At 74.5% G+C, this 16,007-nt stretch carries 12 protein-coding genes; 8 read left to right on the top strand and 4 right to left on the bottom strand.

Going from position 1 to position 16,007, the window contains the following annotated elements; genetic code table 11:
- Both I4I78_RS18930 and I4I78_RS18925 read right to left on the bottom strand, forming a co-directional pair.
- A partial coding sequence (locus tag I4I78_RS18930; protein ID WP_218612688.1) for an FAD-binding oxidoreductase occupies window positions 1-879 on the bottom strand: 879 nt, incomplete at its 3' end.
- Window positions 880-1,060: 181 nt separating this feature from the next.
- Window positions 1,061-1,645: a TetR/AcrR family transcriptional regulator gene (locus I4I78_RS18925; protein ID WP_218612687.1), complete on the bottom strand. Its 585-nt coding sequence runs from the start codon at window positions 1,643-1,645 to the stop codon at window positions 1,061-1,063.
- Window positions 1,646-1,762: 117 nt separating this feature from the next.
- On the opposite strand from I4I78_RS18925, the gene I4I78_RS18920 reads away from it, so the two are divergent.
- From I4I78_RS18920 to I4I78_RS18890, 7 genes are all read left to right on the top strand, one after another.
- On the top strand, window positions 1,763-2,365 hold the full coding sequence (locus tag I4I78_RS18920) for a hypothetical protein (protein ID WP_218612686.1): 603 nt from the start codon (window positions 1,763-1,765) through the stop codon (window positions 2,363-2,365).
- A 97-nt stretch (window positions 2,366-2,462) separates the two neighbouring features.
- Window positions 2,463-3,752 carry an acetylxylan esterase gene (locus I4I78_RS18915; protein ID WP_226379979.1) on the top strand — a complete coding sequence of 430 codons (1,290 nt, stop codon included), beginning with the start codon at window positions 2,463-2,465 and terminating at the stop codon, window positions 3,750-3,752.
- A gap of 27 nt (window positions 3,753-3,779) precedes the next feature.
- On the top strand, window positions 3,780-4,592 hold the full coding sequence (locus tag I4I78_RS18910) for an alpha/beta hydrolase (RefSeq protein WP_308252217.1): 813 nt from the start codon (window positions 3,780-3,782) through the stop codon (window positions 4,590-4,592).
- Window positions 4,593-4,674: 82 nt separating this feature from the next.
- Entirely contained in the window at window positions 4,675-6,174 is a 1,500-nt protein-coding gene (locus tag I4I78_RS18905; RefSeq protein WP_374225888.1) for a hypothetical protein, read from the top strand.
- Window positions 6,171-6,953: a hypothetical protein gene (locus I4I78_RS18900; protein WP_308252216.1), complete on the top strand. Its 783-nt coding sequence runs from the start codon at window positions 6,171-6,173 to the stop codon at window positions 6,951-6,953. Before I4I78_RS18905 ends, I4I78_RS18900 begins: the two co-directional genes overlap by 4 nt.
- On the top strand, window positions 6,946-11,550 hold the full coding sequence (locus I4I78_RS18895; protein WP_218612685.1) for a hypothetical protein: 4,605 nt from the start codon (window positions 6,946-6,948) through the stop codon (window positions 11,548-11,550). Before I4I78_RS18900 ends, I4I78_RS18895 begins: the two co-directional genes overlap by 8 nt.
- On the top strand, window positions 11,547-12,536 hold the full coding sequence (locus I4I78_RS18890; protein ID WP_218612684.1) for a DUF2399 domain-containing protein: 990 nt from the start codon (window positions 11,547-11,549) through the stop codon (window positions 12,534-12,536). The genes I4I78_RS18895 and I4I78_RS18890 overlap by 4 nt, the downstream gene beginning before the upstream one ends.
- A gap of 41 nt (window positions 12,537-12,577) precedes the next feature.
- On the opposite strand, the gene I4I78_RS18885 is transcribed toward I4I78_RS18890, so the two are convergent.
- The gene (locus tag I4I78_RS18885; RefSeq protein WP_218612683.1) at window positions 12,578-13,951 is read right to left on the bottom strand and encodes an L-serine ammonia-lyase; all 1,374 of its coding nucleotides are present in this window, start codon (window positions 13,949-13,951) and stop codon (window positions 12,578-12,580) included.
- A gap of 40 nt (window positions 13,952-13,991) precedes the next feature.
- The gene (locus I4I78_RS18880; RefSeq protein ID WP_218612682.1) at window positions 13,992-15,434 is read right to left on the bottom strand and encodes an MFS transporter; all 1,443 of its coding nucleotides are present in this window, start codon (window positions 15,432-15,434) and stop codon (window positions 13,992-13,994) included.
- A 287-nt stretch (window positions 15,435-15,721) separates the two neighbouring features.
- On the opposite strand from I4I78_RS18880, the gene I4I78_RS18875 reads away from it, so the two are divergent.
- Window positions 15,722-16,007, top strand: a 286-nt coding sequence (locus I4I78_RS18875) for a bifunctional 3-phenylpropionate/cinnamic acid dioxygenase ferredoxin subunit (RefSeq protein ID WP_218612681.1), incomplete at its 3' end; no start/stop codon positions are given.

Below are 16,007 nucleotides of genomic sequence, written 5' to 3'. Positions count from 1 at the left end.
CTCGGGTTCGGTCCCCCCGATCAACAGGCCACCCCCCACCTCGCCCCGCATGTAGGTGCCCAGGTCCATGTCGGCGATGCTGATGCCGGCCGAACCGGGCGCTGCGAAGCCGGCCGGCGCGGTCGCGTACGCCACCTCCTGACGCAGCGGACGGACGCCGACCGTGAAGTCCGCGCCGACGCCGGCCAGCGCGTTGAGCGCGCCCGACCAGGGCCCGGCGGCGTTGACGACGGTGCGGCACGCGATCGTGCTGCCGTCGTCGAGCCGGACGCCGGTCACCCGACCGCCGTCGGTGTCGAGCCCGGTCACCCTGGTGCGCAGCCGGAACTGCGCGCCGTGGTGGCTCGCGGCCGCGGCCAGGTTCCGGGCGGCGAGCTGCGGGTCACCGACGTACCCCGCGTCCGGTGTGTACACCGCACCCAGCTCGCCCGGTGCGTCGTCCCAGAACCGTTCGTCGTCGATGCGCCGGGGTGGCCAGTACCGTCCACTGTCGATGCCGGGAATCCGGCGGCGCAACGTGGCGCCGTCCCACTCCTCGTAGGGCACGCCGACCTCGTCGAACAGGCGTACGTACCCGGAACGGGGAGCGAGCTCGACGTCGAGCATCGCGAGCCCGCAGCGCTCGTACCGGACCAGCTCGCCGACGTCACACGCCAGGTACTCGCCCCAGTGCTGCCAGTGGTGCAGTGACTCCCAGGCGGTCGCGACGCCGGCACGGGTGGAGAAGTTGAACCGCACCACCGCACTCGACGAGCTCGTCGAACCGTGTCCGACCCCGCCCGCCTTGTCGACGACGACCACGTTGCGTCCGGCACGTGCGAGCTCGAGCGCGACCGCGGCCCCGATCACGCCGGCTCCTACGACGACATCTACGTCCATCCGCCCAGTCTGAGACGCCGGTCGGGCGCGGACATCCGTCCGGAGCCGAACATCGTGACCGGTGGAAGCGACAGATGTCGCTCGTCGCGCCCCGCGGCCGGCGGACCTACCGGAGCCGAGCGTGCGGTACCGCCCGGTCCCGCCGCATGACCTGCGTCGGCCCGGTGCGTCGTGCGTGCGTTCAGTGCAGGACGGTGAGCAGCCCCTCGACGCCGCGGCGGAACGCGGCGCCGGCGCTGTCGATGCCGTCGACACCGGCCCCGGTCATCACGCCGTCGCGCATCATGACGAAGTGCTGTGCGGCGTGTTCGGGCCTGCCGCGTCGCGGTGACGCCCCGAAGACCTGGGCGAACAGCTCGGTGAGCGTGGCCAGGTACCAGGCGCGGTGGTCGAGGACCGCCTGGTGCACCGGGTCGTGGGGGTCGGGGTACTCGGTGGCGGCGTTGAGGAACGCGCAGCCGCGGAACCCGGGTGTCGCCAGGCCGTCGGCGACCGCGGTGCCGATCGCGCGCAGCGCGTCGGCCGGCGACGGCGCGGTCTCGACGGCCGCTCGCACCTCGGCGCGGGTGAGGGTGTCGACGCCGTGCAGGTAGGCCAGGACGAGATGTTCCTTCGAAGGGAAGTGCCGGTAGAACGTCGATCGCGTGACCGGTGCCTCGGCGAAGATCCGCTCGACCCCGACGGCCCGGATGCCCTCGCGGTAGAACAGCTCGCCGGCCGTGGACAGCAGTCGTTCGCGTGCCTCGGAGCGGGTCGGCGTGGCCATCCGTCCACGGTAACAGACAGAACGATCCTTCTTGTTTGCCTCGACTCCGTGTGCGAGGCTCTGCCTGCCAGTAGAGAGAAAGTTCCTTCTGGCTCCCTCTCCGGAAAGGAACCCGTCGTGACCACGACTGCCGCCCCCGCCTCTGCCTCCGCCCATGCCACCGCCGCCGCGACGCTCCGGCGGCTCTACCTCGTCCGCTCCGGGTTCGCGCTCGTCTGGGCGGTCCTGGTGTTCGTGACCGCGTCGGGCATCGGGCCGCTGACCGTGGTGCTGCTCGTGCTGTACCCGGTGTTCGACGTCGCCGCCGCGGTCGTCGACGCCCGTTCCTCACGTGCCTCCTCCTCGGCCCCGGTGGCCGACGGGTCCGCGAACGGGTCCGCCGCGGGCCTGTACGTCAACATCGCGATCAGCGCCCTGGCCGCCGTCGGTCTCGCCGTGGCCCTGGGCTCCGGCATCCCCGCCGTCCTGCGGGTCTGGGGGGCCTGGGCGGTCCTCGCCGGCGTCGTGCAGCTGGTCGTGGCACTGCGGCGGCGCGGCCTGGGCGGACAGTGGGCGATGGTCGCCAGCGGGTCCATCTCCGTGCTGGCCGGCGTGTCGTTCGTCCTGATGGCCTCGAGCGCGGGAGCGTCCCTGGCGAACGTGGCCGGCTACGCCCTGCTCGGCGGCATCTTCTTCCTCGTCTCGGCGCTGCGCCTCGGACGCGGTGCCGGCAGGCGCTGACACCGGCGCCGGCGAGCCGGTCCCGGCGTCATCCGTTCGGATGCGCTGCGACCGATCGCGCGCCCGGCACGACCGGCGCTGGGTACGGTTCCCGCAGATGTCCACCTCGAGCCCTGCGCGTGACCGTCTGCGCGCCGTCGTCACGCACGCGGGCTCCTCGCTCGTCGCCCTGACGGTTCTCGCTGCCGGAGCATTCGTTGTGCCGCAGGGTGTCCCGGCCGATCAACCGGTCGTCCGCACGGCGTCCACGGCGCCGGCGCCGAGCGGCCCGGCCGCACCGTCGGTCACGATCGACGGTGTCGACTACCCGGATCCACTACGGACCGACGACGGCGAACCCGTGGACGGCCCGGCGTCCTGGGAGGGCACCCGCCGCGACGAGCTGCTGGCCCACTTCCGCCAGCACGTCTACGGCCGGAGCCTGCCGGTACCGACCCGGCAGACCTACGCGGTCCGGTCGACCGACGTCGGGGGCGTCGAGCGCAAGAACGTCAGGATCACCGTGACCGGCCCGGAGGGGTCCGGGAGCTTCGACCTGACGCTGTTCCTGCCCGGAGGCGGGCGCACGCCGCGCGGGACGTTCCTGATGATCGACCATCGCGGTGCGGTCGGCGACGACCCGGGCTCGTCGTCGGGCTACGCGCCGGTGTCGAAGATCAACGACGCCGGCTACGCGCTGGCGGCGTTCGACACCGACGACATCGCCCCGGACGACGAGAACCGCTACCGCAGCGCGATGATCGACCTGTTCCACCCCGCCGGCGAGAAGCTGCCCGAGGACGCGGGCCGGACGATCAGCGCCTGGGCGTGGGGTGCCAGCCGGGCCATGGACTACCTGCAGACCGATCCCGACATCGATCCGGCCGCGGTGGCGGTGATCGGCCACTCCAGGGGTGGCAAGGCGTCGTTGTGGGCCGGTGCGCAGGATCCGCGCTTCGCCGCGGTCGTCTCGAACGACTCGGGGTCGACCGGAGCCGGTCTCGCCCGCCGCCGCGAGAACGGCGCCGAGACGGTCGCGCGGATCAACGACTCGTTCCCGCACTGGTTCCCGCAGACCTACAAGTCCTACAACGACCGGGAGAGCTCGCTGCCGGTCGACCAGCACGAGCTGCTGGCGCTGATGGCGCCGCGACGTGTCGTCGTCGGGAGCGCCACCGACGACGCGAACGCCGACCCGGAGGGCGAGTTCCGGTCCTACGTCGCGGCGGCACGGGTGTACGAGCTCTACGGGCTCGGGGACACCGGCCTGGCGTCGACGCGGTGGCGGCCGGCCCCCGACACGGGGTTCCGTGGCCCGGCGATGAGCTACCACCTGCGCTCCGGCGGGCACGGCCTGACGGCGTCGGACTGGGACATCTACCTCGACGGCGACCTGTTCTCCCGGTAGCCGGGGTTTCTCGCTAGGTTCGCCGACGTGGTGGACCTGGCTGGAACGTTGTCCCGCAACGGATGCGACGTGCACTTCGCCGACTCCGGCGGTGCCGGGCGCGCCGTGCTGATGACGCACGGGGCCGGCGCGGACCATCACATGTTCGACGGCCAGTACGGCGCGCTGAGCCGGGCCGGGTACCGCGTCGTGGTGTGGGACATGCGTGCGCACGGACAGTCGCGTCCGACGGACCCCGACGGGCCGCCGTTCACGGCCGACCTCGCGCTCGACGACTTGTCCGCGCTGGTCGAGCATCTGGGACTGGACCGACCGGTGCTGGTGGGGCACTCCCTCGGCGGCAACCTGTCCCAGGAGACGGTCCGCAGGCGGCCGGACTCGGCCTCTGCCCTGGTGGTACTCGGCTCGGCCTGGAACGCCGGACCGCTGAGCCGCACGGAGCGGATCCAGCTGGCGATGGCCGCCCCTGCACTGTGGACGGTGCCGGGGCGGCGTCTGCCCGCGATCCTGGCCCGGGCCTCGGCGACGACCGAGCACGGCCGCCAGGACACGGGACGGGCGTTCGCCCTGCTCGACAAGCCGACGTTCATCGACGTGTTCCGGGCGACCACCACCCTGCTCGCACCGTCGCCCGGATACCGCACGCCGGTACCGCTGTGCCTGGTCCGCGGGGCGGAGGACTACACGGGCGCGATCGCCACGTCGATGCCCCGGTGGGCGGCGGCCGAAGGGGTGACCGAACACGTCGTGCCCGGCGCGGGCCACATCGTCACCGTGGACGCCTCCGATGCCGTCATCGACGTGCTCCTGGAGTTCCTCGAGGGGCTCGACAGCGGGTGACACCGCGGCCCCCGACACCGGCGCCGACCGCCCCGCTCCCGTCGTTCCCGGCCGCGGCGGGGGCTCCCGTAGAGTCCGACCGGTGGCGTCGGGGGTGGTGCGCGCGGGCGACGACGGGGTGGCGCGCAGGTTGAAGGCACTGGCCTGCACCGCTCCGTTGCACGACCTCGACAGCCGCAGGACGCGCCTGGACTGGCTCGACGCGGCGCCCTACCAGATGTCCGAGATCGCGTTGCAGGCGATCGACCAGGTCACGCTGGCGATGGACTTCGACCACGGCGCCGACCAGGCCCAGGTGGTGCGCAGGCTGCGGCCGTTCGTCGCCGCGCAGGCGCCCGAGGCGTCCGACGACGAGCACGAGCGGGTCGGTCACTGGGTGATCGAGAACCTGATCAACGTCGGGAGCCTGGACCGCGGGTTCCAGATCGACTACGGGAGCCTCGACGAGGCCGGGCGGTACGTGCGGCGCCGCTTCGACTTCAAGCTGCTGGTGGAGCTGGCCGGCCCGGACGGGCAGGTGTACCTGCGCGCCTCCGACGAGGCGATCAACGTGCTGGTGGGCGCGCTGGACACCGACGTGGAGTCGGCGCAGGTCGCCGCCGAGGTGAAGCTGGAGAACCTGATCCAGCGCGGCCGTCTCGGCGACGCCCGGCTGGCGGCGGAGCAGGCGCGCTACCGGACCGTGCAGTACGCCGAGGCGTTGCGGCAGAAGCTCGACGCGACCCGCCGCGACGTCCGGTCGGTGGACTGGCTCGCGTCGGTGCCCGCCCTGCTCGACGAGGCGCTGACCCACATCGAGAGCCGCTACCGCGCCGAGACCGCGATCCTGGCCAACATCGCCGACGCCCGCGACGACGCGGCCGAGCCGGACCGGCGACGGCAGGCCGCCGACCTGCTGGGCGTGGTCAACGACTGCATCCAGCGACACACCCAGCTACAGACGCGGCTGCAGGAGGCCGGGGCCGCGTTCCGCGCCGAGCAGGACCGCCAGGAGTTCACCGGCGGCCCGCAGCGCGCCGCGGTCGACGTGTTCGGACAGCTGCTGCGCCCGTGCCTGGCCCTCGACGTCGACCGGGCGCTCGCCCCGACCGGAGCCTTCTTCGGCGCGGGGGCCGGGGTGCGGGTGCCGTCGGTGCCGAGCCTCGGCGGGCTGGTGGAGACGCTGCTGACACCGCCGGCCGAGCGGGACCCGCTCGGGCAGCCCGTCCCGGAACCCGAGCTGGCCCCGGTGGTCCCGGACGCGTTCGGCGAGCTCCGGTGGGCGCGGGCCGACGCGGTGCTGGGCGCGGGCGGGGACGTCGTCCGCCTCTCCGAGCTGCTCGGGCGGGCCCGGGACGTCGACGCGGAGCTGCCCGCGCTGGTCGCGCTGCGCACGTTGCACGCGGTGGGGACGGCGATCGCCACCGCACGCAACCAGGGCGACGGGTCCGTGCTGATCGCCGTCGACGACGGCGCGGTCCTGCACGACCCCGAGTTCGGCGGCGCCGATCTGCTGGTCGCCTCCGCCGCCGTGCTCGCCGGGGACTTGGACGAGGACGGGGACGGGACGATCGACGGGAACGACCGGCGGGAGGCGTCGTGAGCAGGGAGGTGTCGCCGTCGGACGTGGAGGCCGCGGCGCGGCTGGTGGCGTTCGGGATGCGCCCGAAGGCGTTGCCCGGTCGCGACCCGGCCTACGCCGAGCTGGTCCGCCGCTACCGCGAGGACGACGTGTTCGCCGACACCGCGCAGCGTGTCGCGTCCGGCCTGGGGCTCGTGGTGCTGGCGGTCGACGCCGCGCCCGGCATCGTGCTGGCCGCGGTCGAGGAGTCGGTGTTCGAGATCCGGATGGACGAGTACGCCCGGCGCACCGCGCTGGCGAACCGGCAGGCGGACAAGGTGCTGCACGGGCTCGCGCACCTGGCGTCGGCCGCGCTGGCCTTCCCGCGCCCGGACGATCTGGGCAACGACACCTACGTCGGGCGGGTCTCGGTCGACCAGGTCGACGGCGCCGTCCGGGAGGCCGCCCGGCTGCTGGAGGAACGGGTCTCCGGCTCGGAGGAGGCCGACCCGCTGTCCGACGCCCCGCAGCTGGAGGCGGTCTGGCGGGTCTGGCTGCGGCGCCCGGAGGCGGCCGGGACGAAGGACGGCCGGGCGGGGGAGGCCACGACGCGCGGGATCGTCGGCAAGGCGCTGCGGTTCCTCGCCGACCAGGGCTTCCTGGTCCCGGTCGGCACCGAGGGGGTCTACCGGACGACGCCGCGCTACCAGGTGCAGGTGCGTGAGCTGGCCGCGCAGCGGGCGTTCGACGAGCTGCTGGAGCTGGGTGTGCTTCCGGTCGGGGACGCGTCCGGGTCGTTGCGGGGTGGATCGGATGTATGAGCTCTCCCGGGTGCGGCTGTTCTCGGTGGGACCGGCCGGGGCGCGCTACCAGGACGTCTGCCTCGACCTGCGCGGCGTCGGCCCGGTGGTGCGCGGCGCCGCGCGGCAGGAGGACCTGTTCGCCGCCGAGGGCACCGACGCCGGTTCGGCAGGCGCCGCTCCCGGTGCTGATGCTCGTTCCGCTGGCGCTCCTCTCGGTGCTGCTGCTCGTTCCGCTGGCGCTCCTCTCGGTACCGAGCACGTCCCGCGCCGCCCGGCGCCGGCGTCGGTGCTGTTCCTGGAGAACGGCGGCGGCAAGTCGGTCCTGCTCAAGCTCGTGTTCTCGGTCCTGCTGCCGGGACGCCGGCAGGTGGTCGGCACGACCAGCACCACGGTGCTGGAGAAGTTCGTGCTGGCCGAGGACGTCGCGCACGTGGCACTGGAGTGGATGCACACCGTCACCGGGGCGCTGCTGGTCACCGGCAAGGTGTCGCAGTGGCGCGGTCACGTCGCGTCCGCGGACCCGGAGAAGCTCGCCGACGCCTGGTACTCGTTCCGTCCGGGCCCGGGGTTCGGGCTCGACGACCTGCCGTTCACCCACGACCGGCGCCGCGTCGCCGGGTCCGCGTTCAAGGACCGGCTCTTCGAGGCCTACCGCGCGCGCCCCGACCGCGAGCTCGTCTGGGAGACCGGGCAGCGCGACTGGACCCGCCACCTCGTCGACGTGGGGCTCGACCCGGAGCTGTTCCGGTACCAGCGCACGATGAACGCCGGCGAGGGCGAGGCCGCCGACGCGTTCTCGTTCCCGAACGACGAGGCGTTCGTCGACTTCCTGCTGCGCGCGGTGCTGGACCCGGACGAGCCGCAGGGCCTGGCCGACCTCGTCGCCGGCTACGCCACGAAGCTCGCGCAGCGCGAGGACCTGGAGACCGAGCGGGCGTTCGTCGACGGCACGCTGGAACGGCTCGGCCCCCTCGTCGAGGCCGAGCGCACCGCCGAGCTGGCGCGCGAGCGGGAGGCCGGCGCACGCCGCGGCGGCCGGGAGCTGGCCGCGTCGCTGGTGCGGCGCAAGGCGGTCGAGGACGAGCGGCTGAGTACCGCGCGGGAGGCCCTCGACGTCGCCGAGGAGGCCGAGCAGTCCGCCGGCCGCACCGAACGCCGGCTCGGCGAGGTCGTGACCGAGCTGCGCAGGCTCACCGCCGGGCTGGAGCTCGAGCACGCGCAACGCGCCGAGGAGCAGGCCCGCCGCGAGCACGACGCCGCGCAGGAGACGGTGGAGGCGTGGCAGGCCGTCGAGCCCGTCCTGCGCCACCAGATCGAGGCCGCGGAGGCGGGCCGGCTGCGGCGCCTGCTCGACGAGGAGCAGGAACGGGCCCGCCCGGCACTGCGGGCCCGCCAGGACGCCGCGCGGGCGCTCGCGGCCGGGCTGCGGGCCGTGGCCGCCGACGCCGACCGGGCCGCGCAGGGCGCGTCGGAGAGTGCGCGAGCGGCGTCGGACCGCGCCGAGGCGGCCCGCGAGACCGAGATCGAGGCCACCTCCGACGTCGCCTCCCGGGAGTCGGCGGCCGCGCAGGCCCGGAGCGGGCGCGACGTCATCGCGGGCCGGGTCGCCGCAGCCGTGCGGGAGGGGCTCCTGACCGCCCCCGGGCCGGGCCGCGACCCCGGGGACGACGACGTCACGGCCGCGGCGGCGACCGCCCGCGGCGAGGCCGGCGCGGCGGCGCGCGCGGTGTCGGACCTGCACACCGGGCTCGACGACCTGCGCCGTGCCCGGCGGGCCGCGGACACCCGTCGCGGTGCGGCGGCGCGCGCCGAGCAGGACGCGCGGGCGGCGTCGTCCGCGGCCGGGGAGGCCCACGCCGCCGCGGTGTCCGAACGCGATGCGCTGGCCGCCGAGCCGCGTCTGGCCGAGCTGCTCGGCGTCGAGACGGTCCGCCCGGCCGACGACGCGGACGCCCTCGTCGAGCACCTGTCGTCGGCGGTCGGGTCGGCGGAGGGGGAGCGGACCGAGCTGCTCGCCGCGCAGGCCCGCGACCAGCGGGCACTGCGTTCGCTCGGTGCCGGTGGGCTGCTGCCCGAGCCCCCCGAGATCGAGGACGTGCTCGGTGTCCTGGAGGACGCGGGGATCACGGCCTGGTCCGGCTGGCGCTACCTGACGATGCTGCCCGAGTCCGACCGCGTCGCGACGATCGAGCGGCTCCCGCACCTCGCGGGCGGGGTGCTGCTGAACAACGCCGACGACGGGCCGCGCGCCCGCGCCGAGATCGAGGCGGCCCGGCTGCTGCCGTGCGCCGTGGTCGCGGTCGGGTCGACGGCCGCGGTCGCCGGCGGCGAGGCGGCCGCAGGCGTGCAGCTCGTGGTGCCGCCGAACCCGGCGATGTTCGACGCCGACGCCGCCGACGCCGCGCGCGAGAACCTGACGCGGGAGACCACCGCGCGGTCGGCCCGTCTCGACGAGCTGGCCGCCCTGCTGGACACCGACGGTCGGCTGCTGGCCCGGCTGCGCGGGTGGCGCGAGCGCCGCCCCACCCTCGACGAGCTGGCCGGGACGCTCGAGCGCGCACGCGCGGCGCACGCCGAGGCCGCCGAGGCGCTCACCGCGGTCGACGCCGAGATCACCGACCTGGACGAGCGCGCCGACGACCTCGAGCAGGACCGGCCCCGGCGCGAGGAGGCGGCCGCGCTCGGCCGCGAGCGCTCCGAGGCCCTCGACGCCCTGGCCGCCGAGGTGGCCCGCCGGCCGGAGCTGGAGGAGGACCTGCGCGCCGCCACCTCCGCGGCCGAGCACGCGCGCGAGCGCGCTGCCGTCGCGCGCACCGGTGCCGAGCGGGCCCGCGACGACGCCGGCGAGGCCCAGCGCAGCCGCGACCGGCACACCGCCGTCGCCGACCGGGCCCGCGAGGAGCTCGCCGAGCTGCCGCTCGACGACGGTGGCGACGGCGATGACGGCGGAGGCGACGGCGGCGGCGAGCCGGGGGCCGGCACCGGCGCGGACGAGCGGTCGCTGGCCGTGCTGCAGGCCGAGTTCCGCCGCGCCGAGGCCGCCTACGCCTCGTCCGAGGTCGACACCGACCTGCGCCAGGAGCTGGCCGCGGCCGAGCGGGCGGCCGGGTCCGCGCGCACCGCCGTCGACGCGCTCACCGCGGCCGCCCGCGACGGCGCGGAGGCACTGCTGCGCTCGCCCGAGGCGGCCGACGTCGGTTCCCGCCGCAGTGCCGCCGACCAGGCACGGACCGCACTGGCCCGGCACCGCGACGCGGTGCAGAAGGCCGCCTCGGCGACGGCCGTGGCGAGCGCGGCGACGCAGGGCCCACCGGGCACGCCGCGGTCGGTCGAGCCCTACGGCCCGCCGCGCGACACCGAGCACGGCCGGGAGCTGATCGACCGCGCCGACACCGACCGCCGGGCCGCCGAGGCCGACGCGGAACGGACCCGCCACCGGGCACGGGCCGAGCGCGACGAGGTGCGCCGGATCGAGCACGCGGCCGAGGGCTTCGGGCACATCGTGGCCGGTCTCGACGGGGCCGGGGAACCGGAGGAGCACGAGCACCCGGCCGAGCCGTTCGCCGGCGACGTCGGGGCCGGGGTCCAGGCGTGGAAGCAGCGCCAGGTGACCGTCCGGGCCACCGCGGACGAGCGTGCCGCGGCCGAGAAGGAGGTCCGCGCGGCCGTCGACGCGGTCGCGCAGTTCGCGCAGGACCCGCGCTTCTCCGCGCTGACGATTCCGGTCCGCCGCCACATCGGCGGCGTGGCACGGGCCGACATGCCCGGCCTCGCGCCGGACTGGCAGAAGGCGCTCGCGCCCCGCCTGCGCTCGCTCGACGACGACCTGGCCAACATCGACCGGCACCGGTCGGGCATCGTCACCCGGCTCGCGGGCATGGTGGGGGAGGCGCTGCGCACGCTGCGTCTCGCCCAGCGCCTGTCCGAGCTGCCCGACGGGCTCTCGGACTGGTCGGGCCAGCAGTTCCTGCGGATCCGGTTCGACACCGTCGACGACGAGGTGCTGCGGCACGCCCTCGGCGAGGTGGTGGACCGCACCGCCGAGGCCGGCACCACCGGCTCGTCGCCCCGGGACCGCCGCGACGGCATGTCGCTGCTGCTGCGCGGCGTCCGGGCAGCGATGCCCAGGGGCGTGCGGGTCGAGATGCTCAAGCCGGACGCGGTGCTGCGCACCGAACGGCTGCGGGTCTCCGAGATCCGGGACGTGTTCTCCGGCGGTCAGCAGCTCACCGCGGCGATCGTCCTGTACTGCACGATGGCGGCGCTGCGGGCGCACCAGCGCGGCGAGGGCAGGCGCCCGCACGCCGGGGTGCTGTTCCTGGACAACCCGATCGGACGCGCGTCGGCGGGCTATCTGCTCGAGCTGCAGTTCGGGGTGGCGCAGGCGCTGGGGGTGCAGCTGGTCTACACCACCGGCCTGTTCGACGCCGGCGCGCTGAGCACGTTCCCGCTGCTCATCCGCCTGCGCAACGACGCCGACCTGCGTGCGGGGCGCAAGTACCTCTCGGTCGACGACCGGATCGCGCACACGCTCGACGAGCTGCCCGACCCGGACGGCACGGGCGGGGTCACCGCGACCCGGCTGTTCCGCCGCCCCGACCCCGCCACGACATGACCCCGCGGGCCGACCGGGTCGCGGCCCGGCTGAGCGGGTGGCCGCGGCGGCGGGTGAGCCTCGACGAGCTGTGGGGCGTGCTGGACGACGCCGACCCGGCGTCGCGCGGGTCGGCCGAGCGCCGGGCGGTGCTGGCCGGGGTCGTCGAGGAGCTGGCGGCCGCGGGCCTGCTCACCCCGTCGGCCGGGACGGACGGCCGGCACCCGCCGCTGCCGCGGTCGGTCCTGCGTGCGCCCGACACCGGGCCGGGCCCGCCGCGGCGCGACGTCATCTGGCATCACGAGCTCTCCGACGCCGCCGGACTCCACCGGGGCACCGACGTGCTGGAGCAGGTCAACCGGTGGCTGTTCGGCGGCGGTCCCCGCGCCGACCCGGCGCCACTGCGCGAACGGGCCCTGGAGATCACCGGCGACGAGAAGGCGTTCGACGGCGGGCTCGGCACGGTCCTGACCCTGGACGTGCTGCGCGCCTACCGGGTCACCCTGCCGCTGCACCGGGCCAGCGTCGGCCCCGGGCCGATCCTGCTCGTGGTGGAGAACAGCGACACGTTCGACTCGCTGCGCCGGGTGCTGGCCGACCGGCCGGGCGCGGTCGGCGAGGTCGGATGGGGAGCCGGGGCGGCGTTCGGGTCCTCGGTGCTCTCGCTGCGCGACGACCCGCCCGGCGCCCTCCGCTACTTCGGCGACGTCGACGCCGCGGGCCTGCGTATCCCCGCCGCGGCCTCCGCACTCGCCGAGGAGGTCGGCCTGCCGCCGGTCCGTCCCGCGACGGGACTCTACGAGCTGCTCATCGGACGCGGCGCGCCCCGTGCGGGGCAGCCGCCGGTGGCGGGCGAGCGCGCGGACGAGCTGGTCGCCTGGCTGGACCCGCCCTGTCGCGACCGGGTGCGCACACTGCTCAGGACCGGGCGCCGCCTCGCGCAGGAGGCCGTCGGCCTGACCGCGCTCGCGGCATCGGAGACTTGGCGGCCGGACCTACCCGCGTGAGAGCCGTCCGGTTTCGGGAAGCAGGATCATCGGCGCGGCCGTCAGCACTCGACGATGTTCAGCGCGAGCCCGCCGCGGGAGGTCTCCTTGTACTTGTCCTTCATGTCGGCGCCCGTCTCGCGCATGGTCTTGATCGCCTTGTCCAGCGACACGTGGTGCATGCCGTCGCCGTGCGTGGCCATCCGCGCCGCCGTGATCGCCGTCACCGAGGCCACCGCGTTGCGTTCGATGCACGGGATCTGCACCAGCCCGCCGACCGGGTCGCAGGTCAGCCCGAGGTTGTGCTCGATGCCGATCTCCGCGGCGTTCTCGACCTGCTCCGGGGTCCCCGCGATGATCTCGGCGAGGCCGGCGGCCGCCATCGCGCAGGCCGATCCGACCTCACCCTGGCAGCCCACCTCGGCACCGGAGATCGAGGCGTTCTCCTTGAACAGCACCCCGACCGCGCCCGCGGTCAGCAGGAAACGCACGACGGCGTCGTCGTCGAACGCGGGCAGGAACCGGGCGGCGTAGTGCAGCACCGCGGGCACGATGCCCGCCGCTCCGTTGGTCGGGGCGGTGACGACCCGGCCGCCCGCGGCGTTCTCCTCGTTCACCGCCAGCGCGTAGAGCGTCACCCACTCCATGGCGTGCAACGCGTCCGGTGCGCCGGTCGCCGCCTCCAGCCGCTCCCGCAACGCGGCCGCCCGCCGCCGGAGCCGTAGCCCGCCGGGCAGCACCCCGCCGGTGCTGCTCCCGCGCTCGACGCAGTCCCGCATGACCGACCAGATGTGCAGCAGCTGCTCGCGGACCTGCTCCTCGGTCCGCCAGGACAGCTCGTTGGCCAGCATGATCTCCGAGATCGGCAGGCCGTGCGTGCGGGTCAGCCCGAGCAGCTCGTCGCCGGTGGTGAACGGATAGGCGACCGGCGTGGTGTCGGCGACCAGCGCGGGACCGCCGACGGAGTCCTCGTCGAGGACGAACCCGCCGCCGACCGAGTAGTACTCACGGCGGTCGAGGACCGATCCGCCCGCGTCGAAGGCGTGCAGCACCATGCCGTTGGGGTGGAAGTCCAGGCGCTCGTTGCGGTGCAGGACGACGTCGTCGTCGGTCGCGAACGCGATCCGGTGGCGCCCGCCCAGCTCGATCCGGCCGGACTCGCGGACCGCCCGCACCAGGGGCTCCGCCGCGACCGGGTCGACCGTGTGCGGCTCGTGCCCGGCGAGGCCGAGCACGACGGCCGCGACGCTGCCGTGCCCGTGCCCGGTCGCGCCCAGGGAACCGAACAGCTCGACGCGGACCGACGCGGTGCGGTCCAGGTCCCCGGACCCGGCCAGCCGGGAGGTGAACAGGAACGCCGCGCGCATCGGGCCCACGGTGTGCGAGCTCGACGGCCCGATGCCGACCGTGAACATGTCGAACACCGAGATGGTCATACACACGATGTTAGACTGATATACCAACTGTGCCAAGAGGTCAGTACGGCAGGCGGCGGGGTTGCTCCAGGGGGACGCCGTCCTCGGACACCGGCGGCGGCGGGAGATCGGCGCTCGAGGTCAGCGGCGCCGCGCCGGCGAGGGCCATGCCGGCCGACTCCTTCAGGAAGAACACGCTCACCACGCCGATCACGCCCGCCCCGACCAGGTAGTACCCCGGCCAGTCCAGGTTCCCGGTGGTGGTCACCGCGGCCTCGATGACCGTCGGGGCGGTGCCGGCGAAGAGCGAGACGAACAGGTTGAACACCACGCCCAGGCCGCCGTAGCGGACCATGGTGGGGAACGAGGCCGGCAGCGTCGACGGTGCGACCGCGGCGAAGCACACCAGCGTCCCGCCCATGATCAGCAGTCCGACGACCTGGCCGACGAGACCCTCGCGCATCAGCCAGATCGAGGGCAGCCCGAGCGCGACCAGGGAGACGCTGCCGGTCATAAGGATCGGCTTGCGCCCGATCCGGTCGCTCAGCCGCCCGACGGACACGATCACGCACAGCATCAGCAGCATCAGCGCGACCTGCATGCCGGTGGCCACGGCACCGCTGGCGCCGTCCTCGCCGTAGCGGGCCAGCGTGCCGGTCAGGTAGGTCGGCATGTAGGTGGTCAGCACGTAGTTCAGGACGTTCCAGGCGATCACGATCCCGCCCGCCACGAGCGCGGCCGACCGGTAGCGCTTCATCACGATCCCGATCGCACGCCGGTAGGGCATCGCCGCCATTGCCGGGGAGCGCTCCATGAGCTGCCGGAACGCGGGGGTCTCCTCCAGGCGCATCCGCAGGTAGATGCCGGTGACGCCGAGCGGCAGGGCCAGGATGAACGGGATCCGCCACCCGAAGGCCAGCAGGTCCTCCTCCGACAGCACGGCGATCACGGTCGCGCAGACACCGGCACCGAGTGCGTAGCCGGTGACGGTGCCGAACTCCAGCCAGCTGCCGAAGAACCCGCGGCGGCGGTCGGGCGCGTACTCGGCGACGAGGGTCAGTGCACCGGTGTACTCACCCCCGGCCGAGAAGCCCTGCAGCATCCGGATCAGCAGCACCAGGAGCGGGGCGGCGACGCCGATCGTGCCGTAGCCGGGGACCAGGCCGAGCGCGACCGTCGCGGCCGCCATCAGCAGCACGGTGAACGAGAGCACCCGGGTCCGTCCGATCCGGTCACCGAGCGGGCCGAAGACGAACCCGCCCAGCGGGCGGACCAGGAACGCCGCCGCGAACGCCCCCAGGGTCAGCACCAGCGACCACTCGCCGGCCTCGGGGAAGAACACCCGGTTCAGCACCACCGCGGCGAGGTAGGAGTAGATGCCGAAGTCGTACCACTCGGCCACGTTGCCGACCGAGGCCGCCGCGGCGGCCCGGCGGACGGTCCGCTCCTGTTCGATCGCCGGTAGGGCTGCGTCCCCTCTCCGCCGTCGCGGGGTGTCCTTCATGCGGCCTCCTCCGGCGCGGACGGGCAACGGTGGCGAGGCAACGTCGCAACCGCTTCATCCTCGCCGACACGGCGTCTGTGGTCCATCAGTGATATATCGACCGCCCGGAAGACGTCCGGCTGTGGCGCCCCCTGTCCGGGGAGAGTGCCTGGTCGGCGGCGTGTCGCGCTCCGCGCGGCGCTCCGGGGCCGGTCGTAAAAATCCGTGATTGACGCGTGCCACCTGCGCCGTCATCCTACGAGTTGCGCTCTGTATGACGAGTTCTGTGATACGCAACAGGAGTAATCATGATCTTCGTGGGTGAGCTGTCCGAGATCCCGGAAGGTGAGTCCGTTCGGGTCCAGGGGACGGTGGCGATCGCCGTGTTCCACGTCGAGGGCGAGCTGTTCGCCATCGACGACACGTGTACGCACCAGGACGCGTCGCTGTCCGACGGCTTCCTCGAGGGCTGCGCCGTCGAATGTCCCCTGCATGCCGCGTGCTTCGACCTGCGCACCGGCCGGCCGAGCGGTCCGCCCGCGAAAACTCCCGTCCGCACCCACGAGGCCCTCGTCGAGGACGGGCTGGTGTACG

This window comes from Pseudonocardia sp. KRD291 (genome assembly GCF_019263595.1).
Classification (GTDB): Bacteria; Actinomycetota; Actinomycetes; order Mycobacteriales; family Pseudonocardiaceae; genus Pseudonocardia.
This window is presented reverse-complemented; position numbering and strand designations above follow the sequence as displayed.